General features: G+C 49.4%; 23 protein-coding genes. 8 read left to right on the top strand and 15 right to left on the bottom strand.

All coding sequences use genetic code 11. The annotated features are described in order from the left end of the window. Positions 1-22: 22 nt before the first annotated feature. Both RSX24_RS11355 and paiA read right to left on the bottom strand, forming a co-directional pair. Positions 23-1,846: a cache domain-containing sensor histidine kinase gene (locus RSX24_RS11355; protein ID WP_343260635.1), complete on the bottom strand. Its 1,824-nt coding sequence runs from the start codon at positions 1,844-1,846 to the stop codon at positions 23-25. Between the two features lie 223 nt (positions 1,847-2,069). Then, positions 2,070-2,588, bottom strand: a complete 519-nt coding sequence (gene paiA, locus RSX24_RS11360; protein WP_343260636.1) for a spermidine/spermine N(1)-acetyltransferase — start codon at positions 2,586-2,588, stop codon at positions 2,070-2,072. A gap of 151 nt (positions 2,589-2,739) precedes the next feature. Here paiA and RSX24_RS11365 point away from each other — a divergent pair, with 151 nt between their 5' ends. Together RSX24_RS11365 and RSX24_RS11370 are read left to right on the top strand one after the other, a co-directional pair. Continuing rightward, positions 2,740-3,405 (top strand): YczE/YyaS/YitT family protein, encoded by a 666-nt coding sequence (locus RSX24_RS11365; protein WP_343260637.1) that lies wholly within the window; start codon positions 2,740-2,742, stop codon positions 3,403-3,405. Between the two features lie 159 nt (positions 3,406-3,564). Further along, positions 3,565-4,470, top strand: a complete 906-nt coding sequence (locus RSX24_RS11370; protein ID WP_236413971.1) for a dihydrodipicolinate synthase family protein — start codon at positions 3,565-3,567, stop codon at positions 4,468-4,470. Positions 4,471-4,693: 223 nt separating this feature from the next. Here the strand turns inward: RSX24_RS11370 and RSX24_RS11375 are convergent, their stop codons facing one another. After that, positions 4,694-5,614, bottom strand: a complete 921-nt coding sequence (locus RSX24_RS11375) for a DMT family transporter (RefSeq protein ID WP_343260638.1) — start codon at positions 5,612-5,614, stop codon at positions 4,694-4,696. A 170-nt stretch (positions 5,615-5,784) separates the two neighbouring features. Between RSX24_RS11375 and RSX24_RS11380 the strand changes: the two genes are divergently transcribed. Continuing rightward, complete coding sequence (locus tag RSX24_RS11380) at positions 5,785-6,684, top strand: LysR family transcriptional regulator (protein ID WP_343260639.1); 900 nt, start codon at positions 5,785-5,787, stop codon at positions 6,682-6,684. 116 nt (positions 6,685-6,800) lie between these two features. Here RSX24_RS11380 and RSX24_RS11385 read toward each other — a convergent pair whose 3' ends face one another. Continuing rightward, positions 6,801-7,145, bottom strand: coding sequence for an antibiotic biosynthesis monooxygenase (locus RSX24_RS11385; protein ID WP_343260640.1), 345 nt, complete (start codon positions 7,143-7,145; stop codon positions 6,801-6,803). Between the two features lie 352 nt (positions 7,146-7,497). Between RSX24_RS11385 and RSX24_RS11390 the strand changes: the two genes are divergently transcribed. Beyond that, on the top strand, positions 7,498-8,313 hold the full coding sequence (locus RSX24_RS11390) for an AraC family transcriptional regulator (RefSeq protein ID WP_236413967.1): 816 nt from the start codon (positions 7,498-7,500) through the stop codon (positions 8,311-8,313). Here RSX24_RS11390 and RSX24_RS11395 read toward each other — a convergent pair. The 7 genes from RSX24_RS11395 to RSX24_RS11425 form a co-directional block, all read right to left on the bottom strand. Further along, positions 8,310-8,951, bottom strand: coding sequence for an HAD family hydrolase (locus tag RSX24_RS11395; RefSeq protein ID WP_343260641.1), 642 nt, complete (start codon positions 8,949-8,951; stop codon positions 8,310-8,312). The two genes, RSX24_RS11390 and RSX24_RS11395, sit on opposite strands and share 4 nt — an antisense overlap. 37 nt (positions 8,952-8,988) lie before the next feature. Next, positions 8,989-9,582, bottom strand: coding sequence for a DUF1349 domain-containing protein (locus tag RSX24_RS11400; RefSeq protein WP_339278152.1), 594 nt, complete (start codon positions 9,580-9,582; stop codon positions 8,989-8,991). Positions 9,583-9,878: 296 nt separating this feature from the next. Continuing rightward, the gene (locus RSX24_RS11405; protein WP_343260642.1) at positions 9,879-11,126 is read right to left on the bottom strand and encodes an MFS transporter; all 1,248 of its coding nucleotides are present in this window, start codon (positions 11,124-11,126) and stop codon (positions 9,879-9,881) included. 96 nt (positions 11,127-11,222) lie between these two features. Then, on the bottom strand, positions 11,223-12,254 hold the full coding sequence (locus RSX24_RS11410; RefSeq protein WP_339278150.1) for a zinc-dependent alcohol dehydrogenase: 1,032 nt from the start codon (positions 12,252-12,254) through the stop codon (positions 11,223-11,225). Positions 12,255-12,289: 35 nt separating this feature from the next. Continuing rightward, on the bottom strand, positions 12,290-13,597 hold the full coding sequence (locus RSX24_RS11415; RefSeq protein WP_343260643.1) for an aminotransferase class III-fold pyridoxal phosphate-dependent enzyme: 1,308 nt from the start codon (positions 13,595-13,597) through the stop codon (positions 12,290-12,292). 34 nt (positions 13,598-13,631) lie between these two features. Further along, positions 13,632-14,786: a glycosyltransferase family 2 protein gene (locus tag RSX24_RS11420; RefSeq protein WP_343260644.1), complete on the bottom strand. Its 1,155-nt coding sequence runs from the start codon at positions 14,784-14,786 to the stop codon at positions 13,632-13,634. A gap of 359 nt (positions 14,787-15,145) precedes the next feature. Continuing rightward, positions 15,146-16,069 carry an RCC1 domain-containing protein gene (locus tag RSX24_RS11425; protein WP_343260645.1) on the bottom strand — a complete coding sequence of 308 codons (924 nt, stop codon included), beginning with the start codon at positions 16,067-16,069 and terminating at the stop codon, positions 15,146-15,148. Positions 16,070-16,274: 205 nt separating this feature from the next. On the opposite strand from RSX24_RS11425, the gene RSX24_RS11430 reads away from it, so the two are divergent. Further along, positions 16,275-16,811, top strand: coding sequence for a GNAT family N-acetyltransferase (locus RSX24_RS11430; protein WP_343260646.1), 537 nt, complete (start codon positions 16,275-16,277; stop codon positions 16,809-16,811). Between the two features lie 227 nt (positions 16,812-17,038). Here RSX24_RS11430 and RSX24_RS11435 read toward each other — a convergent pair whose 3' ends face one another. Continuing rightward, positions 17,039-17,518 (bottom strand): N-acetyltransferase, encoded by a 480-nt coding sequence (locus tag RSX24_RS11435; RefSeq protein WP_343260647.1) that lies wholly within the window; start codon positions 17,516-17,518, stop codon positions 17,039-17,041. 353 nt (positions 17,519-17,871) lie between these two features. Between RSX24_RS11435 and nrdI the strand changes: the two genes are divergently transcribed. Genes nrdI through nrdF form a run of 3 tightly spaced genes read left to right on the top strand, consistent with a single transcriptional unit; the run spans position 17,872 to position 21,307 of the window. Further along, positions 17,872-18,231, top strand: coding sequence for a class Ib ribonucleoside-diphosphate reductase assembly flavoprotein NrdI (gene nrdI, locus RSX24_RS11440; protein WP_236413955.1), 360 nt, complete (start codon positions 17,872-17,874; stop codon positions 18,229-18,231). After that, positions 18,218-20,302, top strand: coding sequence for a class 1b ribonucleoside-diphosphate reductase subunit alpha (nrdE, locus tag RSX24_RS11445; RefSeq protein WP_236413954.1), 2,085 nt, complete (start codon positions 18,218-18,220; stop codon positions 20,300-20,302). Before nrdI ends, nrdE begins: the two co-directional genes overlap by 14 nt. Positions 20,303-20,344: 42 nt before the next feature. After that, positions 20,345-21,307, top strand: a complete 963-nt coding sequence (gene nrdF / locus RSX24_RS11450; protein ID WP_343260648.1) for a class 1b ribonucleoside-diphosphate reductase subunit beta — start codon at positions 20,345-20,347, stop codon at positions 21,305-21,307. A gap of 127 nt (positions 21,308-21,434) precedes the next feature. On the opposite strand, the gene RSX24_RS11455 is transcribed toward nrdF, so the two are convergent. The 3 genes from RSX24_RS11455 to RSX24_RS11465 form a co-directional block, all read right to left on the bottom strand. Next, on the bottom strand, positions 21,435-25,001 hold the full coding sequence (locus tag RSX24_RS11455) for an S-layer homology domain-containing protein (RefSeq protein ID WP_343260649.1): 3,567 nt from the start codon (positions 24,999-25,001) through the stop codon (positions 21,435-21,437). A 689-nt stretch (positions 25,002-25,690) separates the two neighbouring features. Then, a complete protein-coding gene (locus RSX24_RS11460) occupies positions 25,691-26,230 on the bottom strand; it encodes a GNAT family N-acetyltransferase (protein ID WP_343260650.1) in 540 nt (179 codons plus the stop codon). A 66-nt stretch (positions 26,231-26,296) separates the two neighbouring features. Next, positions 26,297-26,767, bottom strand: coding sequence for a GNAT family N-acetyltransferase (locus RSX24_RS11465; RefSeq protein ID WP_236413950.1), 471 nt, complete (start codon positions 26,765-26,767; stop codon positions 26,297-26,299). Between the last annotated feature and the right edge of the window lie 87 nt (positions 26,768-26,854).

A 26,854-nucleotide genomic window follows, 5' to 3' on the forward strand; every position in this document is an offset into this window, starting at 1 on the left:
CCTTCGGTCATTTCAAACCAACTTACGAATTATGTTTTGGGATCAGAATCTCGACGGTTGTTCCATTCATGCTTTCCGACATCATCGTTAATTCGTACGCATCGCCATAATTGAGCTTGATTCGCTCCGAAATGTTTTGCAATCCCAGCCCTTTTTCTGCAGATTCCTCCTCCTGCTCCAACTTGGATTTGTTCGTACCGGCTTCCTTCAACGACTGTTGAATCTCCATCCATTTGTCCGAAGTCATGCCGCTCCCGTTGTCCGAAATCCGGAACAGGAGGTCCCCATCTTTCGTCCAGCTTCCCGTAATGGTGATCGTCAATTTGCGGCTGTAGTCGATAAATCCGTGGTTGATGCTATTTTCAACGATGGGCTGAAAAATCAATGGAATGATGCTGCACTCCAACATTTCGTCCGGGATATCAATCACCCATTCGAACGTATGATCGAAACGCATGTTCTGAAGCTGCAAATAATTGATCGTATAATCCAGTTCATTTTTCACGGAATGGCGTTTTCCTTCTTTGCCCAAGGTCAAACGAAACATGCGAGCCAAAATTTTAATCATTCCGGCAGTTTCTTCATCATCGTTCACCAGCGCTTTCATGCGGATGGATTCCAGGGTGTTGTACAGCATGTGGGGATTGATCTGATTTTGAAGTGCGGTGAGCTTCGCTTGACGCTGCTTGATTTCGGCCATGTACACGTCTTCGATCAATGCCTTGATCGTGCGGATCATTTTGTTGTAGCTGTGCACCAGGCCGCCGATTTCGTCGTTGGTATGCTCTTTTTCGATCGGATGATAATTTCCCATTTCCGCTCGTTTCATACTTCTGCGCAGACGAATGATCGGCCGGGTAATTCTATGGCTTAACCAAAATGAGATGAGGACAACAATCAGGCAGCTGACCAGAATCACGATGGTGCTCATGCCTTTGATCTGATTGATCTTTTGCAGGAGCTTTGACCGTGGAATATCGGTTTGGATGTTTAGTTCCCCCCCGGCAGTGCTGCCGGATAAGCGGATCTGGTCTTTGCTGCCGCTTTCGCCAATAAGCTCCGATTTCAATCCGATCCATTCTTCCCACGGAATTTGGCCGCTGGCCGCGTCGGAATGGTACACGATTTCTCCTTGCCGGTTGTAAATGACGACATTGATGCCATATTTATCCCTGGTCGTGATAAATTCGTGATCGAGCTGCAGCAATGCAAAGGGATCGAGGTCGATCAGCAGCAAGCCTGCATACGCACCATTAGAGTTATATAACACTCTTCCCAACGTCACGACGGCTCCCGCTCCTTGATCTTCATAATAGGAACGGTCATGCAAACCGGTAATGAAGAAGGTTTCGTTCAAGCTCTGGATTCCTTGGTACCACGCTTGGGAAAGCAGCCTCTTTTCGTTCACCCTGCTTGTTGTCGTTGTGTACTGATACACGTGGTGATCCCGGCTGATCAGCATCACCGTGCCAATCTCGGATTTGAGCATCGCGACCCGCATCAGCAGTTGCTGTACGGCGACCCTTTGATTGACCACCTCGTCCATGGGCATGTTCCGCTCTTCTCCGAGGTTGTAAATCAGCTGGTTGTCGACCAGCACCGACTTCGTGACTTTATCATATTCCTTGATGAATTCGTTCAACGAAGACTTGATTTGTGACGTGTACAGCGAAGCGAACTCTTCCGAGGAATCTTCGAGCGTAGCAGCGGAGTATCGAAAAATGAATACGCTTACAATTAATAACGGAACAATGCATGCCAGCAAATAACTGATCAGCAATTTGTTTTGAAACCGCAAGTTTCCAATCCATGACCCCGACCTTTTGATCCGGTGATTGCGCTCCATCCGCAGACCATCCTTTGTTTAAATTGTGGAGTTTCTGAACCATCCTCTTCAATGTCGTTACTTTACCGTTTACTGCTATATCTTGTAAAGCTTTTTATCATGCCATAGGTTAGCGATGGGAGAATGGGGTGAGAAAGCGTCTGTTAAAACACGTAAAAATAGGGCACGCCAATGCGTACCCCATTACACTATTACTCTACTACCCTATTGATCCAACGAGGAACTAAACGAGGTTTTTGGTCATAATCAAATCCGTTTGTTCTTCATCTCCCATGTAGAAAGCGTGCGCCCCCGTTTGAATAAACCCCATTTTTTCATAAAAAGCGATCGCGTTTTCATTTTTCTCCCATACGCCCAGCCAAATTTTCCTTTTATCCTGTTTCCTGGCGATCTCGATCGCTTGGTTCAGCAGGTATTTGCCAAGCCCATGTTTTTGAAAATCGCGCTTAATATAGATTCTTTCGACCTCAAGCGAATCGTTCCCCATATTTTCGGTTTGCGCGTCACTTGTATTCATCTTCATATATCCCGCAAGTTCCTCATTGAAATAGATGAAATAAAAGTCCGACGAGTCGTTGGCCATCTCCTTCTCCAACTGCTTCAGATTAAACGCTTTATCCAGATAAGCTTTCATGTTTTCAGGGGAATTCTGATCTTTAAATGTCTCGTTGAACGTTTGAATGCTCAGTTCCTGAAGCAATTGTACATCGTTGAGGTTGGCTTTTGTCCACTGTATCGTCATGGTATCGGTTCACTCCTAGATCATTCAAAGTCTTTGGTGTTTTTCCGTTCTATATTTTTGTTGCAAATGCAACGAGCAATGGAATATATTTAATGTATATTATTTTTGTTGAGTTTGCAACAAAATTTTAGAGTGATGGGGTCGAGTCAATATGAAGTTTGTATTTTACGTCATCGGTATTTTCGTGTTAACGCTGGGCATCGCTCTCACCATCCAATCGGATCTTGGAACGTCGCCTTTTGATGCCCTTTTGGTCGGACTTTCCGAAAATGTTGGACTTACGGTAGGCAGTTGGGAGATCATCGTTGCTTTGATGTTAATAGGCTGCAATGCACTGTTAAGCCAACGAAGACCGGAAATATTAGGATTGCTGACAGCCATGATCACAGGCTTCGGGATCGATCTGTGGCTTTTTCTGCTGCAGGGCTGGCCGGGGTCTGAGTTGTGGCCTGGTCAATGGGTTTGTTTTGCATTCGGCCTCATCGTTATCGGGCTGGGCACGGCTACGTATTTATACACCAACTTTGCGCCGATTCCGGTAGACCGGTTAACGTTGATTATTCGGGATTTGATGAAAACCAACCTGTTTTTCGCGAGAACTTTGGTTTACCTGGCCTTTTTGCTGGTTGCAGTCCTTTTAAAAGGGCCGATCGGAATCGGAACGATATTAACGGTATGTTTCGGAGGATTGATTCTGAACTTTTTTATGCCCATCATTCGCAAAGGTTTGGGTGGCATATGTTCTCGATCGGTCACGCCGACCTTCCGGGAATCCGATGATAAATGCGAACGCTCCGCTTCTCCAGATTCTTTCTGACCTCTCCGTTATCGTGTAAATGTTTAGTTCAACCTATATAGCAAGTTTGCTTGTGGTAGTAAAAATTGGCCCAGTTATTTATCTCATTATTGGTACTGTGAATCAGTCCATTTTGTTTATACAATTTGTCGAGATTCAAGATATAAGGAGTGTGGCTTGATGTTCCATGGATTATCCGCTTTTCCGCTTACCCCGTTAAACGAGGCAGGCATTCATGACAACGAATTTGCGGGATTGGTTCAGCGATTGGTTGCCGCTGGCGTCGATTCGATCGGCGCGCTTGGTTCGACGGGAAACTATGCCTATTTGAACCGGGAAGAACGTTTGCGGGTCCTTAAACTTGCCGTCAAGACGGCTGAAGGCATTCCCGTAATGACAAGCATAAGCGCGCTTCGGACGCTTGACGTGCTTCGCTTGGCGGAGGACGCACAAGAAGCAGGAGCAAAGGGAGTGCTGCTGGCGCCCGTCTCTTATCAAGCGCTTACGGATGAAGAGGTTTATTTGTTGTATGAACAGGTCACGAATGCGTTATCCATTCCCTTGTGCGTTTACGATAATCCGTCAACGACGCATTTTCACTTTAGCGACGAACTCCACGGAAGAATTTCCAGGTTGCCGTTTGTTCGTTCGATCAAAATTCCCGGCGTCCCCTCTGAGCCTGAAAAGGCCAAGGCGCGCATTGATCAATTGAGGTCCATCATCCCTTCCCATGTTTCGATCGGCGTAAGTGGCGATCCGTTTGCTGCCACCGGCTTGAATGCAGGATGCGACGCATGGTACTCGGTTCTCGGAGGTTTGTTTCCAAAAACATGCCTCAGCATCACTCGATTGGCCCTGAGCAGCCGTGCGGACGAAGCCAAGCTCAGCTCAGCGCGGCTTGAACCGATTTGGGCGCTATTTCGTCAATACGGCAGTCTTCGCGTCGCTGCGGCATCGGCAGAAATTCTCGGCCTGATCTCAAGCCCTAGTCTCCCGCTTCCGCTGCAACCATTGAATTCTTCAGCACGGGAGAGATTAAAGTCGACTCTTAAAGACCTTCAATCCTATGAAGAAGCACATGAGTGAGTCGGATCGAAAAAGCGGTATTTGACCAATGAGAAGATTGGAATCACAGCGTTAAACCGAAACATGCAGAAGACCCGAATTCGTTGGAATTCGGGTCTTCTTTCGCCTTCATTTGACTGCACGGATCGCCGTTGCGATTATATTTTCGCCATTATACCATGTCCTTCTTGCGAATGGGCATACATCAGTCTGGATACAACGATTCTTAACCACGAAAAATGGGTTATACCGTTCTGCCGGTTCGCTTCCACAGCGTCCTGCCTTTTCCTCTCCGGGCCATCAGATTGGCCGAAAGCAGCATGCCCACGATGACGATCACGCCGCCGACGATTTGTGAAATCAGCAGCTGCTGGCCAAGAATCACGGAAAGAATCGCGGTAAAGATGGGCATCAAATTCATCGTAATGCTGGCTTTGCCCGGTCCAAGTTCCTTAACGCCTTGGTTCCAGAACAGAAATGAACCAATGGAAGGGAACAAGCCCAAATAGATGACGCCCGTGATGCCCGAAGACGTGATGTGCTCCGTAGACAATGGTTGTAGAAACAGGAGCGGCACCATGCATATGACGCCTATAAACGCCGTAAACGCCACAAACGTGATCGGCGGAAGATGCTGGGCCCGTTTGCCGATCAGCGAATACATGGCCCACAGAAATACGGCCGCGAACATGATGCCGTCCCCCTGGTTATAATGCGTGTTGAATACACCCAGCAAATGTCCTTTGGTCAACACCGTCAGCACGCCCAAAAAAGACAACACCAGCCCCATTCCCTGCCACCCGGTAATGTTCTCTTTGAGAAATAACAGCGAAAGGATAATCATGACGGCCGGAGTCAAACTGTTGATCAAACTTCCGTTCGTCGACGAAGTGTACCGGAGTGCTGTATAGGTGAGAAGGGTATAGAGAACAACGCCCACCACTGAAAGGAATAGCAGCACTCCCCAGTTGTTCTTCCATACCTTCACCCAATTCGGCTTCTCCGCCAGCTGCGCCAGCGGAATCAACACCAAAGCCGCGATGCCCCACCGCAAAAAGGACGCCCAGACCGGCGGGAAATCAGACGTTACCGCTTTGCCGAAAATCAGGTTTCCGGCCCAAAACAGATTCGCCAGTATTAAAAATAGCCAAGCTTTTGCTTTCATTTGATCCTGCTCCCATCCATGTAATATTACAGATCCTGGCATTACAGTGCCGGGTTTAGCCACTGGCAATGCTGTGTTTTGCTTCTTCCCTCTTGCTTGATAAACATGATACAATACGCTGTAGCATAAATAAAATGAATATAAATCATGAAGGGGATACCATTTTTGATATGAACAGATCATTGCTGCAGCTCATCGTCTCCATTTCGGAGACACGCAGTTTCACGATTGCCGGCGAGAAAATGAATATGACCCAACCTGCCGTTAGCCGTGCGGTCACTACGCTGGAACGCGAGCTTGGCGTCACGCTGTTGATTAGGGATCGGCGAAACGGCGTTGCGCTCACGCCGGTCGGCGAACGGATCGTCCGCATTTTTCGGGAAATTCTTCAAGGTTACGATAAAGTCGATCAGGAAATATCCAGCGAAAAAGGGGTGGAGACCGGCTCAGTGCGCATCGGCGCTTTCCCCGTAGCCTCGTCCTACTTTGTCCCGAAGCTGATCAGCCGGATCAAAAAGCTTTATCCAAAGCTGGAGTTCAGCATCGTGGAAGGTACCATTACCGAAGTTCAGTCCTGGTTGGACAATCGGCAAATCGATGTCGGTCTGTTGATTCCTTCGGATCAAACCTCCCATTCTTTTCCGCTTTACAGAGAAGGTATCTATGCCGTGATGAGAGACGACCATCCACTGGCGAAGAAGGATGTGATTACCCCCCAAGATTTACGAGGGGAACCCATGCTGCTGTGGAAAGCAGGATATGAACCGCCTGTCCTGAAGTGGTTTGAAAGCGCCGGAGAAACGCCCCGAGTGGAATACATCCTCTATAATTACAGAACCTCGCTGCAAATGATCCTGGCAGGCGAAGGTCTGGCGGTCATGTCGGAGCTTTCCCTTCTGGACCTGCCGCAGGGCATTACGGTCAAACGGCTCTCTCCCTCGGCCTATCGTGACATCCATATGGCCACCGGTCCCGTGGAGGATTGTACCATTGCCGTAAAGACGTTTATCGACGTTGCGCGAAAATCATTCCCTTTTCAAGCGGAACACGCGCCCTTGATTGATGTATGAACGCTCTGAACATTCTGAGCGTGGAAAAAGGCAACAAAAAGAAGCATGCACCGAAAAGGATGCATGCTTTTTCTTATACCAACATTTTCAAGGTGAAGGCACTGCCCTTCCAAACGCTATGCGTTAATTTCTCCGCTCACGGACCCGCTTCCGTTCTTCACCGTTTGCACTTCATACATGTTCACCGTCGTACTGATCAGATACGCCGGTTTTTCCTGATTTCTTTTTTCCCGGTGTCCCTTGATGTGTGCATCGCTCTTCTCCCAATTTTTCCAGGCCTCCTCCGATTCCCAGCGGATGATGATCAGGACTTCTTCTTGTTCTTTGCTCTTCTTGTTGACCATCACGCTGAAATCAATCAGGCCTGGCATGTCCACAACAGGGGTTGGACCGCTGAAACGTTCTACGACTTGGTTACTGTACCCTTTCTCGACAAGGATGCTTCGGGTTTGGATTAACATTCGATATTCCTCCTGGATGCCATGGCTTGCCCGTGCTTTCGTTCGAGGTTTGCCGGCACAATGATATAGTCTCTGTTAACTATATTAACCCAATTGAAAATGATTATCAATGAGAGAGCGGATTGTTGTCCACAGCGTTGTCTCACACCCGTTCACTGCAAGCGCTGTACCACCTTTCGATCTTTGTTATCTTACGGCTTATATAAAAGGTTTTCGAAAACAAGAAAATGATCGAAACATATATTTAAATTATTGTCATTTATGTAATATAATTCTTTTTAGGTTTCTATTAACGCTGCAGCCGCTCCACTTATGCTAACGAACCTTTTACGAAAAGAGGAATTACACAACGATGCCGAAACCTAGCATGGAGAATCCGCTGGATGCCGATATGCCGCTTATGATTACAGGGCAAATCCAGTTGACCGTAAATGAATTCATGCACTGGAGCGACCGTTCGCGGGATTACACCATAGTGAAATGCATCGAGGGAACCGGGCGAATCGCAGCCAGCGACGACGAATTTCTGATCCGCGAAGGAACCGCTCTTATTATGTTTCCGGAGGTTGCCTACCGTTACCGCAATCTTAGCGAATCGCTATTGTTCGATGGTTTGACGTTCAATGGCTATTTATTGCCCCGTTTCCTGCAATCCTTGAAAATCGGGAAACTGCGTGCCTTCAAGCCGGACGGTTTGCTTCAAATCCTGCTGCATGAAATAACGCTGGCGCAGGAGTCCAGGCACAAGAACCAGATCTGGCACGTGTCCGCACTGCTGTACATGCTGCTGGTCAGGTTGAACATCGAGGGCGACCATTTGGGCACGTTTGAACGTTCCGAAGCCCGATTAAAGCTGGCTGAACTCATTGCTTTTATCGAGCAGAACTATCACCAGGATCTCTCGTTGTCAACCTTGGCCCAGCAGATGAACATCACCGAGCAGCATTTGAACCGGATTTTCAAAAAAGAGTTTCATATGACGCCGCTAGATTACCTGCTTCGATACCGTTTGCTGAAAGCCAAGGAAATGCTTATCCATGATCATGCCGCCCCGGCCCACGAAATTGCCAAAGCGGTCGGTTTCAACAGCGCGAGTTACTTCGGGGCCGTTTTCAAAAAACATGAAGGCATCTCCCCGATCGAATTGCGCAAGCAATACCTCGGTTAGAGTTTTTCCAATTGGAACTCGATCAGCGACGACAGCCTCAGGTCATGAAGTTGAAATTGCAAATTGCGCGTTACTTCATTCGGCACGATGACGCAGCGAATGCCTGCTGCTTTGGCGGCTTTCAGCCCGTTAGGCGAATCTTCGAACACAACCGCTTCGGACGCCTCGATGCCGAGGCTCTTCAGGGCCAGCAGGTACAGCTCCGGGTCCGGTTTGACCCGTTTAACGTCCTCGGCCGTGTGAATGACCGCAAATTGGTCGAAAATGCCGAGGGTTTGCAAATAACCATGCACCCAGTCCCGGGTGGAACTGGAGGCTACGGCTAGACGAATCCCTTGCTCTCTGGCCGATTGGAGCAATTCTAGAACGCCCGGGAGAATGGCTGCCTGCCCCAGATAGGCGGCGTATTTCTGCTCCGAGAGTCGCTTGATGTGATCGTGGTCGATCGATCTTTGCAGCGTTTCCTCCAGATAAAGATAAGGATGGAAGTCTTCAAAATCGGTGCCCACGTTACGGGACCACAATTCCAGGCCCAGCTCAAGCCCATGCTCTTGATAAATATCGCGAAAGGCATAGTACCAAGGGGTTTCGGTATCCACAATAAGTCCATCAAAATCCAATATGAACGCTTTGACCATGAAGCATTCTCCCTCCTCTGATCGGCAGGGGGGCGGCTCAGAAACGTGCAGCCAAATCCGGACGAGTCACCTGCAAGCTTAGAAAATGGCAGGTACAGCCTGTTCCCGTAGGCGACTGAGCAACGACCCCGCCCCGGAGTTCCCCTTTCACCGGCATGCCGAAATATCGAATAAGTTTCCACTCTTCTCCATCAGGCGAATAAAAAAACGAGATGCAGTGCTCTACTTTGCGAATGCGCAAAAAGGGATGGGATACGGTCACTTCAACCGAGTTGCAGTCGTCGGACAAACCGTCTCTGGTAACGACCGACACGATGGTTGGCACGCTGCCGTCGAATTCGAAACAAAGCTTGCACCAGTTCCGTTCATCGGCCATGAGCATCAGGCAGCCGGAATCGTATTGGTGTTTCATGTCTACGGTCAATTGCGCGGTCATCTCGAAGTCGCCCGGCAGGGGCATGCCCAGGAAAGGCGCGGATGCCCGGACGTTTATGCCAGCGGGGTCTTGAAAGAAATCCGTATCCGGCTGGGCTTCCACGGTTAGGCTTCCTTGATCCGTATAAGACCAGGCCTTCGGCTCATTGATCCAGCTCAATTGTTCCCGCGTATTGCTGTCGAATGCGTTTATCATGTTTTTGCCTCCCAAGTTCGTTTTCCGTATTATATAGGTTGAACAAATAATCTTTACACGGAGTCACTACGTGGTCAGAACCATCTTCCGATCGCTGTTATCCCCAGATTTTTTTGATCCCCTTATTAAGAGGAAAATCCGGTGATAAGCCTATGCTTACGATGCAGCTTTCTTTCAGAAAGCTTTTAGAACGCTCCGCTTCTCCAGATTCTTTCTGACCTCTCCGTTATCGTGTAAATGTCCAGTCCAGTTCAACCTATATAGTTATTCTTTTTATATACAGAAAACCCCTTCTTCTACATATTCTTGTAAGTCTCAATCGCTTGAGCAGGTTGGTTTTTGGGATCAGGCAGGAACAGCATGATAACCATCAGTATGACATATAACGCAAGAATGACACCGAACAACAGAACGGGATTGTGGTGATAAAGCAAACCGGTCAAATACCCCGATGGAATGGCCGTCAAAGTCATGACCGTTTGCACGGCTGAATACATGTCGGCTTTTTCATGGGTGCCCAGACGGTTCATGAGCAGCGAATCCCGATAAGTTTGCAGAATGAAATTGCCTGCTGCGAGCACGATTAGCGTCATGAACAGCATCGACACATTTCCGACGGGAATGAGCAGAAAAAGCACCGAACCGACCGTACTCAACATAATGGAGAAGCTCACGTACTTTTCCTCCGACCGGCGTTTCAGGCGCGGGAAGATCACCAGATAGAGGAGCATGACCGTAAGGGCGGTCACCACCGGGATAAACGAGATGACGCGATCGTCAAACTTCAACTGCTCCTTGAAAAAAACGACCTGGAAAAAATTCAGCTGCAAAATCAGATTGGAGATGACCGTGATCAATATGATCGGCAGCAGACTGCGCTTGTAGAACGATTTGCCGAACAATCGCAAACTGGAAGCAAGCCCCCCAAGCACCCGGGTTTGGCTGTGCAATCCCATGAGTTCCTTCCCCACCTCGGTTTCATCCGTGTAGCGGTTGCGAATGAAAAACATCGCTGTCATAAGGATGCCTCCGATAAAATAAATGCTCGCCAGGGTCGGCACGATGCCGACATCCGTGATGACGATCCCCGCAATCGGGGTCAATACGCCAGCCGCCGTAATGATCATGTTCAGGATGCCGAAAACCTTGGATCGTTTGTGCTCCTCCACATCCTCGATGATGAGGCAATTGAAGGAAACCGTCACGAATTTGGACGTTGCGTTGAGCAGGTAAGCGATCAGGAACAACCAGAAGTTTTGCGAAAACGCCCAAATGAACATCGGAACGCTCCAGGCAAGCAGGTCAAAAATCAACGTTGTCCGTTTGCGTCCCAGCTTGTTCGTTACGGAACCGGCAAACAATTGAAAAATGAAAGCAAAATAAAGATTTACCGAATTGATCAAGCCGATCTCGATATCCGAAAGGCCAACTTCCTTCATGTACAAAGGCGCGTAAAAAAGAACAATCGTTCCGGGTATGGCCCACACCGGTTCGAGCAATATGGAGTACCGTGGATTTCTCGGCAAATCTTGCAGCAGCTTCAACCTTTATCCCCCTCTTTCTGCGGTTGTTAGCCGCTGCGATCACCATTCGTCGCAGCGGCGCAACCGCGAAGGCTTATGTCCTTGTGTGTCAGTTATCTATATGATCAGCGCAGTTTTAACCGAATTCATCGGCAGCGGTTCTCCTGTCCGCAGGTGGTACCCCATTGTACCGTTAAAGGCTTGCTCGTAATCGCTCAGCAATTCCGTGGACGTAACCATTCGTTCCAGTTCCGGAATGCTCTGCGCAAACTTCAGGGCGGTGCTGATCATGGAGTGGGAAGCGACCGCACCGATGACGCTGAGGCCTTCATTGATGACGTCGGTCGGTTTGAACGTCACCTGGTAGCTGTCGTCATACCCCATCGGAATGATTTTCCCGCCTTTGGCGACCAGCTCGAATCCGACGTGAAGCTGGTTCCCCACAGCATCCACCACGATATCGAACTTGTGGTTGTTGTTGATTTCGTATACCTTGTCCAATGTCAGCTCCTGCGGGTGGAACACATGGTCGGCAATGGTAGAAGCGAATTGAATGCGATACGGATCGACCTCCGTGCCGACCGTCAGCCTGGCCAATCGTTTGCTGACGAGCTGGCACAGGGAACCGATGGCGCCGGAACCGAGGACCAGAACCGAATCGCTCGGTTTGACCCCTGCTTTCATGAACGTTTGCAGAACGCAGCCGAGCGGCTCGACCATCATCGCGGTTTCCCAGCTCATGGAGTCCGGGATCGGATAAATATACTTCTCGTCGCCGACATAATATTCTGCAAACGTACCATGAATGGTCATGCCCACCTGGTGGTCTTCAAAGTTTTCGCAATAGATGAACTGGCCTTCGCGGCAATACGAGCAAATTCCGCAAGACTGGGTAGGGTCGATCAACACCCGATCCCCGACGCGAAGGCTTCGAACCTCCGGTCCGACCTCAACCACCGTGCCAACGCCCTCGTGTCCGATCACCGTTCCCCGGTTGGCAGGAATTTTATCTTTCACGATGTTCAGATCCGTGCCGCAAATGCCCGAACCGTAAATTTTGACTTTGACCTGGTTTGCCTTTTCGATGCGCGGCTCTTCAATGTCCAGCAGGGCTACCTCTTTGCGGTCTTGATATACGAGTGCTTTCAAATGTTGTTCCTCCTTCGTCGATTTCCCGATCCGGGTTACGCTTTGATTTTTTTGGTTATGGTTACGCGAGAAAGGTATTGCTGTCTTTGAACCTCTTTCCAATCCGACAACGTTTGCAGGAGAGCTTCCTCTACCCAAAGCATTTCTTCCCGGGTATGCATGTCCGAGAACAAGAAATAACCTTTGGTGAAAATGCCGAAGTGGGCCATTTTTTTCACCATAAATTCACGGAACGGGTCTGCCTGGAAATTGTCTTCCGAAATGGATTGGATGTAGAAACTCGCATAGGTTCCTTTCAGTGCCAACTGCTCGGTTAATCCGAGCAAAACCAGTTCGGACTCGATCCGGTCCATGATCCGAGCAGCGGGCTCTCTCCAGCTCGGCCACGTCTTTGCATTTTCCATCAACTTTTCGCAGGCGATCGCTGCCGCGAGCGCGGTCGTTTCGCTGGAATGAGCATTGCTGAATTTGACCTGTCCCGACAAAGACATCAGATGCTCTGGTCCAAGCACGGCACCAAGGGGCAATCCGTTCGCCATGCCTTTGGAAATGCAGAGCAGGTCAGGCCAGATGCCATACTCCCCCGCTGTGGCCTGCTTGCCCATGCGAATGCCGGAGGTGACTTCGTCAAAGATGACGATGATGTCCTGCGATCGGCAGAGCGACACGACCCGCTCCAGGGCATCGCGTTTCCATTCGTTAGGGCACAGCACAATGCAGGCAATATCTTCGGCCGAAGATGCAATCAAAGGTTCGATGCGTTCAGGCGAGGGTTTGTCCACCCAGATGGTCGTGCGTTCGATATCCACCGGAATGCCGCGGCCTTTGGTTTCGCGGCCATAGTAGCCGTAAGCAGACCAATCATGCCACCCATGGTACGCCGTCGCGATCACTTTGCTTTTGCCGCTCCCTGCGCGTGCAAGCCTCACTGCCCCGCTGACGGCATCGGCACCGCTTTTGGTAAATCGGAGCGAGGCATATCGGCCTTCGAACCGCTTCAAAATCAATTCGGCGCATTGCAGCTCGATCTCGGCCGGAATGGAATAACTGGTTCCTTTTTTCAACTGATGGATGACGGCCAGCTGAATCTCATGCCGGGCATGTCCCCACGAGGCAGTTCCCATGGCCATTTCGCAATCCAGCCACTCGTTCCCGTCAATGTCCGTAAAGCGGGAATGGCGAGCCTCCGCGCAGCAGACGGGGGTGTGACCGGGAAACAATCGTTCCGGCGCCTTGGCAAGCGTGCTGCATCCGCTCGGGATGACTTTTTCGACCTGTTCCAACCACTCCAGATTCCGGTTAAACCTGACGGCACGCTCCAGCGCGCTCTCTTTTGTATTCACAGACAGTACCTCCCTGTTTGCTTGGTTTTTTCGATTAGCGTACTTTCGTTCCAGGCCAGCACCCGTCGTAGATGCGATCCATCGTAATGACATTTCCATACAAGTCGATGATCAGGTCTTTGGCCCTTTGGGCATGCCTCATCTCGATCCAATACCGGTTTTCCAGCAGCCGGGCGAAATTGTCCACCAAAAACAGCAGCCGGTTCTCGGTATGGATCAGTTCCTTGCCGAGTACCTGCGGCAGCCAGATGGCTCCATTCGAATGGAAACGGTTGGAATAGTCCCGAACTTCGGCAACAGGCGCAATGTCCGCTTCTTCCAGCTTCGTCCAGAACGTTTCCGCATCGCTGCGCACCTCGGCGAGATCAATGCCTACGATCGGCAGATGTCGGTCTTCGCCTTGGCCTTCAAGCTGTGACTTCAAGTGACCGAATACGAACGGCCAGATATCGGCTTCGATTTCGTTGCCCCATTTCTTCCAAAACCGCGCCAGATTGTTTTTGCGGTTGAAGTTCCGGTGGATTCCGCTGCTTCTTTCCCAGTGGTAAGCAAGGATGTCGGGATTGATGACCGTATCGTAACCTGCGGCCCGTGCCCGCATTTGATAATCGAAGTCTTCGTATCCATTAAAGAACTTTTCGTCGAGCAAGCCGATCGTCTCGTACACTTCTCTCTTCATGCCAAACATGGCGAAGACGACGAGTTGAACCGAAAAGGTCTCTTTCGGGATATCTTCGGGAGACGCGTTCAGGAAGAGATGGCGGCCGATCGTGTCCGCAAAAGCGATGCCGCAGTGCTGTACGCCGCCGGTTTGCGGATATAACAGCACGCCGCCGGTCATGCCGATCGTAATATCCCTGTCCAGCGTCTCTTTCATCATCCATTGCCAGTTGGGCTGAAGAATCGTGTCGGAGTCCAGGAAGAAAATATAGTCGCCTTTGGCGATGCGCAGCGCGCTATTGATGGATACGGCACATCCGAGCGGAAAATCATGCTGCAAAATTTCGATGGTTACGCCTTCTCTGACTTCCTGCTTCAATTTTTCCAAATGCTGCAGGACGGCCGCACCCGAGCCATCGTTAATGAAGATGATTTCGCTGGACGGGCTAACCGTCCGAAGCAGCGAATCGGTGAAGAGGTTCAGAATGTTATAGTCCTGGTTAACTGGCAAGATAATGGTATAAAGCATGGAATCCCTCCTGTAGGATAATGTGGAACGACTGACTCTAACCGATTCAAACCTGCGGGAAATGACTAAACAACCCACCTCCTGTCCGAATCCCCTGTCTTAACTTGGCAAAGATTTGAATCTAATAGAAATTTATATCAATTTTTGGGATTTTTAAATCTTAAATTCTGAACTCTATCAAAATCTGAATCTCTCACTGAAACACCTTTGTTGCAGCCAGTTTGCAGCCAGATCGCCTGGTCTTCATGTCGACTCAGGGTTATCGTGTTAAATATGCAGCATTGTTGATTAAGGAAGTTACAAATGCGTCCAACAAAAAAGACAGACCTGTTTGGCCTGCCCCCATGGCATTCTCTTTACTATATTTCGCCGCTGCATGCCCGAAACGATTCCCCCGGCAGTCCAATGCCGCGCCAACCGCTTACATCGCATTGACCGTACTCGTTATCTCCCACAGCGACCATGATGCCGTTCTGTTGAAGGCCCAGGGTATGCGTGCAGCCTGCCGCTACCGCCACGATATCCCTCCAGCTGTCTACATCGCATTGGCTGTACTTGTTCCAACCCGCTGCCTTTACAGTGCCGTCGGCTCCAAGACCGATCGTATGATTACTGCCCGCCGCTATGGCGACGATCCCGTTCCAATGGCTTACGTCACATTGGCCTTCGTGATTACGCCCTGCAGCAACTACGGTGCCATCCGACTTTAGTCCAATAGTATGGAGGTAACCTGCCGCCACCGCTACGATATTGTCCCAGTCGTTTACATTGCATTGGCCATACCGATTATTGCCCGCAGCCATTACGGTACCGTCCGATTGAAGCCCGACAGTATGCCAGTCACCCGCGGAGATCGCTATAATATCGCGCCAATGGCTAACATTGCATTGGCCTTCATGATTTCGACCCGCAGCAACCACCTTCCCATCGGCTCCAAGCCCAATCGTGTACCGCCAACCCGCTGCTACAGCTGCAATATCTTGCCAATCGTTTACATCGCATTGATGATGCTTGTTCCAACCTGCGGCAACCACCGTGCCGTTCGATATAAGGCCAATCGTATGGGCATTTCCCGTATTGGTCGCCATATGAACATTACCGGCAGCAACCGCCACCACATCACGCCAGTCCCCGACATCACATTGACCGTGTTTGTTATCGCCTACAGCCATCACGGTGCCGTCCGCTGCAATTCCAACGGAATGACGGCGTCCTGCTGCAATCGTATCTCTAGGCCATGGTTTTACTTTTAAAGCAGCTTCCATCGGTGAATAATAATCCATGCTTCGCCTCCTTCAACAACTAGGCTTTTGAATGCAGCTTCACATTCGGAAATTGACCCTATCCGTTACACCACTCCCCCGTTTAAAAAGGGGCCATTTCGTCATAATAACACCAGCTTGAGGCTGCATCGCTTGACCTTAGTATTATACCAAGGTTTATCGTGGTGAATATCCAAAGATGATGATTACATTCAGGGGTGGTTGTATGATGCTGCAAAAACAGTTCGATCAAGTATACGACATTATGAAACAATCTTTTCCGGAGGCTGAGTATCGTGAATATTCGCAGCAATTGAAGCTGTTGTCCAATTCGAGATATCTGCTTCTCACCGAGAAGAATGAACAGAACGAAGTCATTGCCTTTCTCGCAGGCTGGGAATTCGAGACGTTTCGGTACGTTGAAAATATCGCCGTTTCCCCGGGCATTCGCGGTGGAGGCATCGGCAAGCGGCTGATGGAACGTTTCATGAAGAGGTCTGCTCTGCCGATCGTATTGGAGGTGGAATTGCCCGAGGATTCGCTGAAGCGAAGAAGGATCGGATTTTACGAGCGTTTGGGATTCCATTTAGAGGAGGCTGCCTATGTTCAACCGCCGCTGCGCCCAGGACAGCAGCCTTTGTCACTCCGGATCATGAGTTATCCGGAGCAATTGACCCCTTCACAGTTTGAAGAAGTGAGGGATGTGCTCTATCGGGAAGTGTACGGCGTATCTCCGGCAAGCACGGTCGCCCGGAATCGCTGATGTTATCCGGTTGGCAAGACAACGCGCCGTATTTTTCCCAGCTGTTCAAGAACCTAAGGGGATCGCCCCCAAGTCGTATAGATTGGCAATCAAACAAACGTATCAATAAAGAGATTGGAATACATCATGAAGAACAAGGCTCTGCTAGAGGTACATAACCCCGCAGAGCCTTTATCGATTATTGTGAATGCCTAATTGAACTTTCGAATTGAACTTTCGCTTACTTATCAAGAAAACAAATTTGTTCCAGTTTCTTTCCATTCCATCAAGTATTCCTCATGACCGGTTTGCTCATCCAGAAGCTCTTCCACGATATGAAAGCCGTTTTTCTCGTAAAAACGTACGGCCGAGGCATTTTCTTTGTACACTTTTAGCGTGATTTTTGATTTCTTGCTTTTGACAAAACGAAGCAGCTCTTTGCCGTATCCCTTATTCTGACGCGATGGATCGACAAAAAGCGCTGCCAAATAGTCATCTACCATCGAAACGAATCCGGCGATTTCTTCTTGATCGTAGATGACATAGGTTTCCGACATCGGAATATACTTGTCTCTCATTTCGGTTTTGTTGGAAAGCCAATAAGTCTCCTCGATAAAATCATGGGCTTGAACCGAGCCTTTGTACCAAATTTCAGTTAAAATATCGACATCGCTCTGCTTATGTAATGTTATTTTCACTATGATCTCACCTCTATATTTTTTTCCCAATCACTTATGTATCCTAACATAACCTTCAGCTCCCAAGCAAAATGGAGTCTCCTCATACAAAATTAGCCGCCCCCCTCGTTCCACCGCTCCCGACTGCGAAGCTTCCTCCCTTCCTCCTTACGCTTCCTCACCGAATCACGCAATCGATCGATCAGGAATACAATGTTATTCAGGACAACGGGTTCATCCTTCTCCCATTTTCACACATATTTGATTCCATGCACCCTCATCGCTATTTTGAAAGAGTTCACCTTATATTCATTGACAAATCTATATATTGATATAGAATTAGAAAAGAAATCTACATATAGCGTATTTATAGATAGCTTTTACGTTTAAGGAGGTTAATGATATTGCTGATCGTGTATGATTCCATCACTGGCAATGTGAAGAGATTCATCTCCAAGCTTCACATGCCGGCCATCCAGATCAATAGTCAAATGACGATCGACGAACCGTACGTACTCGTGACATATACAACAGGTTTTGGACAGATACCTGACAAGGTGTCTTCTTTTTTGCAAAAAAACTCCAAACATTTGATTGGCGTTGCCGCGAGCGGCAACCGCAACTGGGGCGAACGTTTCGCCAAAAGCGCGGATTTGATTTCCGCATCCTATAACGTGCCTGTAATCAGCAAATTCGAGCTGTCCGGCACCAAAAAAGACGTAGAGCATTTTGAACAGGAGGTAAGCCGCCTTGAAACATATTGAATTGAACAACATGCTGCTGCAGCGCGACTCCGATGGCTTTTTCCAGTTACATAAGGATCAGGAAGCTGTAGCCGAGTTCATGAAAGAGATCGAAGAAAAGAGCATGCGTTTTGCCACCATCGACGATCAAGTCAGCTATATGATTGAGAATGATTATTACGAGGACTTCTATGCTTCCTACACTGCCGATGAAGTGAGACGAATCTTTGAAATCACGCGCAGTTACCAGCATCGCTTCCCTTCCTACATGGCAGCTTCGAAATTTTATACCGATTACGCGCTGAGAAGCTATGATCGCAAAACGGTGCTGGAGCAATATCCGGATCGCGTGGCAGCCGTAGCGCTGCATTTGGGTCGCGGAAACTTCGACACAGCTTCTTTGTTGTCCCGTTCCATGATGGAACAGCGCCTGCAGCCTGCCACTCCGACATTTTTGAACGCGGGCAAAAGCCGGCGCGGGGAGCTGGTATCCTGCTTCCTGCTCGAAATGGACGATTCCTTGAACTCGATCAACTATGTGCTGAATACATGCATGCAGTTGTCCAAAATCGGCGGCGGCGTTGCCGTGAATTTGTCCAAGCTGCGCGCCCGGGGCGAAGCCATCAAAGGCGTGGAAGGTGCTGCCAAAGGCATCACGCCCGTGCTCAAGCTGATGGAAGACGGCTTCTCCTACGCGGACCAGATGGGTCAACGCAAAGGCTCCGGTGCGGCTTATTACAATATTTTCGGTTGGGACGTCATGGAACTGCTCGATAGCAAAAAAATTAATGCCGATGAGAAAATTCGCCTGAAAACCCTCTCCATCGGGTTGATCGTTCCGAATCGTTTTTATAAGCTGGCCCAGGATAATGAGCCTCTTTACCTCTTTGCACCATATAGCGTATACCAAAATTACGGAATTCACCTGGATGATATGGATCTGGACGAGATGTACGACACCTTGGTCGCCGACGAACGCGTGAAAAAGAAAAAATCGTTGATGGCGCGGGATATGCTCACCAAAATCGCCATGGTTCAACTGGAATCCGGCTATCCATACATCATTAACAAAACGAATGCCAATCAGGCACACCCTTTGAAAAACGTGGGACAAATCAAAATGTCGAACCTGTGCACGGAGATCTTCCAGCTCCAGGAAACCTCTGAAATTACGGACTACGGCCAGCCCGATATCATTCGCAGAGACATCAGCTGCAATCTGGCATCCCTCAATATCGTGAATGTCATGGAAAGCGGCAAAATCAAAGAATCCGTTCACGAGGGCATGATCGCGCTGACTTCCGTCAGCGACATGACCCATGTCGCCAATGCTCCCGGCGTAGCCAAGGCCAATTCGGAAATGCATTCGGTCGGCCTCGGCGCCATGAATTTGCACGGGTATTTGGCCAAAAACAAAATTGCTTACGAAAGCTTGGAAGCCAAGGATTTTGCACGCACGTTCTTCATGACGATGAATTTTCACTCCTTGGAAAAAAGCATGGAAATTGCGAAAGAAAAGGGCCAACGTTTCCACGGATTTGAAGCATCCGATTATGCGACAGGAGTTTATTTCGATCGGTACCTGTCTACGGACTACTCGCCTAGCACGCCAAAAGTGCAGGAGCTGTTCAAGGGGATATTCGTTCCGACAACGGATGATTGGAATTGGCTGAAGTCCAAAGTGCAGGAACACGGCCTATATCATGCCTACAGAATGGCCATCGCGCCGACGGCAAGCATTTCTTACATTCAAAACGCGACCTCCAGCGTCATGCCGATCGTGGAACAGATCGAAACGCGAACCTATGCGAATTCGACGACGTACTACCCGATGCCTTACCTGCAGAAGGATAATGTGTTCTATTACAAATCGGCGTATCAAATGGACCAGTTCAAAGTGATTGATCTGATTGCGGAAATTCAGCCTCATGTGGACCAAGGGATCTCGACGATTCTCCACGTCAACAGCGACGTGTCTACCCGGGACCTGGCCCGCTGTTACCTGTATGCCGCTCATAAAGGGTTAAAATCCCTGTATTATACACGCACGAACAAGCTGACGATGGAAGAGTGCATCGCTTGTTCGATTTAAACTAATTTACCTGCGGGTATGACGATTGGAGTTTGATATAAAATGCAGCCTATTCAAGCCGTGAACTGGAATCGCCCGGATGATGATTTCACGCTGATGTTCTGGAATCAAAATATTATGCAATTTTGGATCGATGATGAAATCCCTCTATCCGATGACAAGATGACATGGGTAACGCTCAGCGATGAGGAAAAAGAAGCTTACATGAAAGTCCTTGGGGGATTAACCCTCCTGGACACCATTCAGGGCGGCGTGGGCATGCCGCAAATCATGGAACATGTCGATGGACTCCAACGCAAGGCCGTGCTTGGCTTTATGGCGATGATGGAGCAAATTCACGCCAAGTCGTACAGCAGCATTTTCACGACGCTGGCAACGACCGAGGAAATCGACGGAATTTTCCGGTGGGTCGAACAAAATCCGTATTTGCAAAAGAAAGCTTCGATCATCCGCCAGTACTACACCAGCATTGAAACGTCCAAAGACTTATACATGGCCATGGCCGCTTCCGTGCTTCTGGAAAGTTATTTGTTTTATAGCGGGTTCTTCTATCCGCTCTATTTGGCCGGGCAGGGCAAACTGACGTGCAGCGGTGAAATCATCGACCTGATCCTGCGGGATGAAAGCATTCATGGCGTATACGTGGGCGTGCTGGCCCAAGAAATATACGCCGGTTTGGACGAAGCGGAACAGAACGAGCTTTATCAGCACCTGGTCGATTTAATTCAGACCCTACATCAGAATGAATTGCGTTACACCGAAGAATTGTATACGCCGATTCATTTAACCGATGACGTGGAAGCTTTCCTTCGTTACAATGCCAACAAAGCGATGATGAACCTGGGCTTTGAGCCATTGTTCGAAGACGCGGAAGTAAACCCGATCGTATTGAACGGAATCAGCACCCACACCAAACAGCATGATTTCTTCTCCAAAAAAGGCAACGGATACGTTCGTGCGTTGAATGTAGAACCGCTGACGGATGACGATTTCCGCTTCGAGTGAACCGTATAGAGCTCTTCATGATCAACAAATCGATAAAGAAAGGCGTTTAACCGGATTGGATCAGCCGGATGTCCGCCATATCAACGAAAAAGCACCCGCAATGGGGTGCTTTTCTTTGAGTTCAATCTTAAATATGCAAAGCTGACAGGAGCTTATAGATCATGGCTGCCGCTTCGGCACGGCTTGTCATGTTTGCTGCACGCACGGTATGGTCGGCGTAACCTTCCACGATGCCTGCTTGAACCGCTGCATCCATAGCCTCCTGCGCCCAAGCTGGCGTTTGCGAAGCATCCGCGAATGCCTTGCCATTTTGGCCGCTGGTGTCAACTTGAACCTCGCTGCTGAGCTTGAGCGCGTTTGCGAGCAATACGGCCATTTCAGCCCGGGTAATCGTACGATCCGGCTTAAACGTGTTATCGCCGTATCCCTTTACAATGCCAGCCTCTACGGCAGCGGCAATATCCTCGCGAGCCCAGGACGGCAGCGTTGTTTGATCTGCAAAGGCCGCAGCCGACGCAGCAGGTTTCAATGCCAGCGCTTTGCTGAGCAATGTCACAAACTCCGCGCGCGTGACGTTCCGGGACGGTTGGAAGCTGCCGTCGCCATAACCTTGAATGACGTTCATCCCCATCAAGCGATCCACGTAGTCAGCCGCCCAATGTCCATTCAGATCAACAAGAGATTTCGGTGCATAACCGGCCACGATAAACGTGCCCAAATGATTCACATCTGCCGTGATGCTGCCTGCGGCGTGAGAGACTCCGCCGACGAATACCCAACTTTTGCGGTCTTCATGGTAATAATAGATCGCTGGGCGTTCACCGTCGGATAGTTTGGAAGAATCGTAATTTAATGTCAAGGAAGCGTCCTTATTCAGAATACGTCCTTCGTTTCTAGTAATCCGGATTCCCTCTCCCAGAACGTTAAGCGATGAAGCACCAGGCAATCCGTCTTGAGGAACCAGGGAAAGTTGCAGTGTCTCCTTTCCTGGAAATGTTCCAACGGGTGCGTCAAACTGAGCTTTGTTATCAATGCCTGTGCGTAGGGCCTGGTCCGGTCCAGTCTCTATCTTGACCTCGGTCACAGGAGCTGGTTCCGCTCCCGGATTGGCAGGATTTGTAGAGTTTGTAGGATTGGCAGGTTCAGCCGGTACAGCTGGCGAGCTGCCACCTGTGCTGCTGCCCGGGTTATCGCCTCCGCTGCTGCCGCCAGAGCCGCCGCTTCCTCCGGAACCTCCGCCGCTCGAACGAGGCTGCACAGTCACCGTGCGCGTTACCTCTTGTGCCTCATTTCCGGCAAAATCCTTCGCATGATAACGAATGGTATATATTCCGGGTATTTGCGTATTCACTGTACCTTCTATTTTCACGGAACCGTCGATGCCCACATTGTCCGCTGCCTGTGCACCAGGCTCGTTATACGTATCTCCTACATTCAGGGTCATTTGGCTGCTGCCCTGTAACATAATCACCGGAATCTCCCGATCAATTTTGACGATAAGCGGAAGTGTGTACTGCTGTTCCAGATTATCGGTAGCTCTGAACAAGAGTGAATGTTCACCAGGTTCGGTGACTTCAACCGGCGTATTTTCCTCATAGGATTCATAGCTTTCTCCCCCATCCCGGGACAACTCTATGGTCGCTGAAGCTGCCGGAGCATATACCGCACTGGTGACGCTCAACGTGACAGACTGGTTGGTCCATGTGTCCGTGCGATACGGCTGCGCATCCGCCGTGGTCATCGTTCCTTTCAGCACCAATGCCTGATTGTTCCGTCCTTCGACGATGATCTTGAACACCTTCGTATCCGTCACGCCGCCGCGGCTTACGGCTGCCGTCAGCTCCAGCTGCTCATTGTTATCCGGCTGGGTTAACAGCTTGCCTTCATCGTTTATCAGCTCCGGTCTGGAACTGGACCAACGGATCGCTGCGCCATGTTCGCCACTGACAGGAAGCGTAAGGTCGGTTGTGACCGCGTTCAGATCACCCAGATCGATGCCCTGAATGGTATCGTTAACGGCCTGCTCATCACTGTATGGCGCTGCGCTTACGAAAATCGGATTGGAATAGAACCACAGATCGCGATAATTGTTATCGTTGATTTCATTGAATCGGGCTGCAGCATCCGCCGTGGTTACTTTGGGGTCCAGCTGCGGTTCCCCGTTTACCGTTTCTCCCTGCACGTTCATGCCCAGGTTCGTTCCGCGCAAACGGAAATACTGATCTTTATCCGATGCTTTGATCTTATACGTGATGACATTGTATCCCTCCGCGTCCGTCGTCCAATCATCAGAGGTGAACGTTGCCAACACGCGGGTAGAATCATTGGTATCCTTACTGTACTCCGGTGTCCCTTTTCGGGCTTTGCCGGTCACATCGCCGGCGATCAGGTCAACGTGGTCCACGACAGGGGCTTGCCCTACCTTGATGCCGCTGTTGATCGGATTTTCATAATTGTTGGTCGACGGGCTTTTGAAGCGGATTTTGATTTCCATGTCGTCCCCTTGGGTCACTTGCAAATCCTCGCCCATTTCGGATCGGGAATCGTTGCTTGAAATCGTGAAATCCAAGGCATTGATCAAGTCTCCAAATACGGAAAATGATTTGCCGGAGCGCAGTCCGTCAAGCACCGCTTGCATGCCCGAACCCTCTACCCAAGCATAGGTTTTGGCATACTCGCCCGGGAAATAACCGCTGGAATTCGGGTCAATCGTTTTGAAATGATAGTCCGAGTTGCCATAATTCCAGAAATGGCGTCCCTCTCCAAGCAATGCATCCCATAGACCGCCCACTTTGGCAACCATGTAATCGACACCGCCATATGTGCGGTACTTGTAGCCGTCATCGGCGGTTGGATTCGATGTATTGTAAGAGGTGTTATACCCGCCGCGATCCGGTTCCATCTGGTTGCCGAGCATACCTTCAATACCGAAGACCACTTCGGGGGCCAGATCGTTGAAATCGCGGAAATCGGCGATCGTATATTTGTTTTTGCCGCGCGAAGGATGATTAATCATGGCATAACTGGTCATCGGATAATGAGTGGAGAGCCATTCAATGGCGGTAAGCGCATCCTGATGCGTCGAATAGGCACGCGCTCCTTCCGCATTCCATTTGGCTACATCCTCGGCGTCGAACATATTGGCATCACGATTCGTGAACCGATATTCAAATTCCTTGGCCGCTTCAAGTGCCTCGGTGGAATTGGGTTCATTCGTCAGAATGCCCACGCCGACATGTTCGTGTGTGGGCATGTCCCACTCAAAACCGGAGAATATTGTTTTGCCAGCGTAGTTCCCCTCTTCCTGCAGCTTTTTAATCTGCGGAACTTGATATTCATTCATGCCGAGCGACATGGGGATAGGCCCGTTCTTAATGACATTACCGTCAGCATCACGCTTGGACGTCCGCAAATGATCCGTAATCGCAATCCAGTCCAGCCCATACTTGTTCAGACCGTTGTCCAGCACATTTTTGAGCGAATTCTGTGCATCATCCGACTCAAACGTATGCACATGCAGATCTCCCGTCTGCCACGATCCTGTGACATTCGTTGTCGATACGGGGTTATTTCCCGTTACCGGATCGCCATGTGCCGTCCCTGCAGGCATGATTGTTCCTGCTACCAAGCCTGTCGTCAGCGGAACCAGCGCAAGCATGGCCAGCATTTTCTTTCCTTTACTCCCGAACAACATTGTCCACCATCCCTCTGTGTGTATGTAACGAAGTTAATATAAGGGACGTTGCGGACAAGATCAACGGAATGAAAGCGTATATCAAAATTTTGACATAGAGTTACATTTGTTAACGTTTTACTAACACTTTCTCATATGCTCATATATACGCTTTTACGCTTTTTTGCTTCAATAATAACTCGCCACAGGGTCCGCACCCCCCTTCCCCCTAAGACCGTAGGAAGTCACACAATGTTCACGACTCAGGAATATTCCACCACCCTTGTGGATCACAGGAAAAGCAAGTCCTGGGCATTCAACGATCGTTGCGTAAAATGATGTGTTCTGTAAAATGAACAGATAACTTCAACAAGATGACTTTGACCAAACAAGCCGCTGCATACGATTGCCAATAATCCCAAGGATGCGCGTCCTGCCTGTATTCCCCGCTGCTGTGGGAAGATCCGCCCCTTCATTCTATGTAAACGGAAGGCAAACGGATTGTTGCCGCATCATTAAATTGGAGATATGGGCCGCTGAAAGCTTTGACTACATTGTCCTCCTTTCAGCGTTATTTCCTAATAATATGAAAAGAGAGCCGCAAATTGCGCGACTCTCTTCGGTATTATTTTTTTATCGGCCCTGCCGGTTGACCGTTTTAAGATCAGTCGTCGTCTCCTGTTCAACAAACGTACCCCACGTTCTCCTCCTCAATAGAGGTAGCCTAATAAGTCCAGATCTGCCTCTTCCCAATCGATCTTGCCTACTTTTTTGATCATCAGTTCGTCCATGGCTTCATGGCCTAAGCCAATGGAAGTTTGAAATCCATCATCGATTTTCAACCATTTGCATTTGTTCTTCACCGGTTTGTAGCCATTTTTCAAATATAAAGTCATGTTATCCGCAAACAAAAGGATAAAGTCAATATTTCGACCTGCACAAAATTGATCCAATTCCGCCAGCAAGGACGAGCCTATTCCTTGGGAACGGGCGCTTTGTGAGACACATAAATCAATGACGCCGAGTACCCTGATCGGTTTCTTGTTTAAATTCATGACTCTGTAATCCAATCCAACATGTCCGACGAGTCGATCTTCCTGGTTGTAAACCAGAAATCGCAAATGCGGCAATTGCTTGAAATAAATCCGGTGCTCAGGGTACACATCCGGAAAACTGGCGATCAATAAATCTTGTATTTCTGATTCCAATTCATGGCTTATATCGTATTCGTATACTTTTTCTATTCGCAAAGTAAAAGTAATCTCCAATTTCATATTTATTTGGTCACTGTGCCCACGCGTTGCAACCCCAAAACATTAAACCGGCTCGCGGACGACATCTTTCTGATACGCCAGCACTTCCTCCCATTCACCGCTGAAAATCGGGATTCTATAATAACCCACCCGTTCATAGAGCGCTGCCGCTTCCGGCTGTTTCGGTCCTGTTTGCAGCTTCAGGTTGCTATAGCCGAATTCCCGCGCCAACCGCTCCGCTTCGGCCAATATCGCCTGCGCCACGCCTTTGCGCCGGAAATCCGAGCGGGTATACATCCGTTTCACTTCCACCGAATCTTCGTCAAGCGGCCTGATTGCCCCGCAACCGACGGGATATCCGTCAAGACGGGCTACGATAAAGGCCGAGCGTGGTCCCTCCACGTCGCTCGGCGAGAAACCAGCCGTACCGTCGCCGCCATATAATGCACCCAATTCGATGCTTAACTCCCGAATCAATTGTTCCGAATCCTTGCTGCGCACATCTTCAGCGGCAGCTTGCACTATATGCGTCATGTATGATACCCCCTTCATTCACATTGAAATTATTGGCTTAATATCGATGTATATAAGCTATCACCAATACCGTACGAGCGTCAATTG

Source organism: Paenibacillus hubeiensis, from assembly GCF_032334105.1.
Taxonomy (GTDB): Bacteria; Bacillota; Bacilli; order Paenibacillales; family Paenibacillaceae; genus Paenibacillus; species Paenibacillus hubeiensis.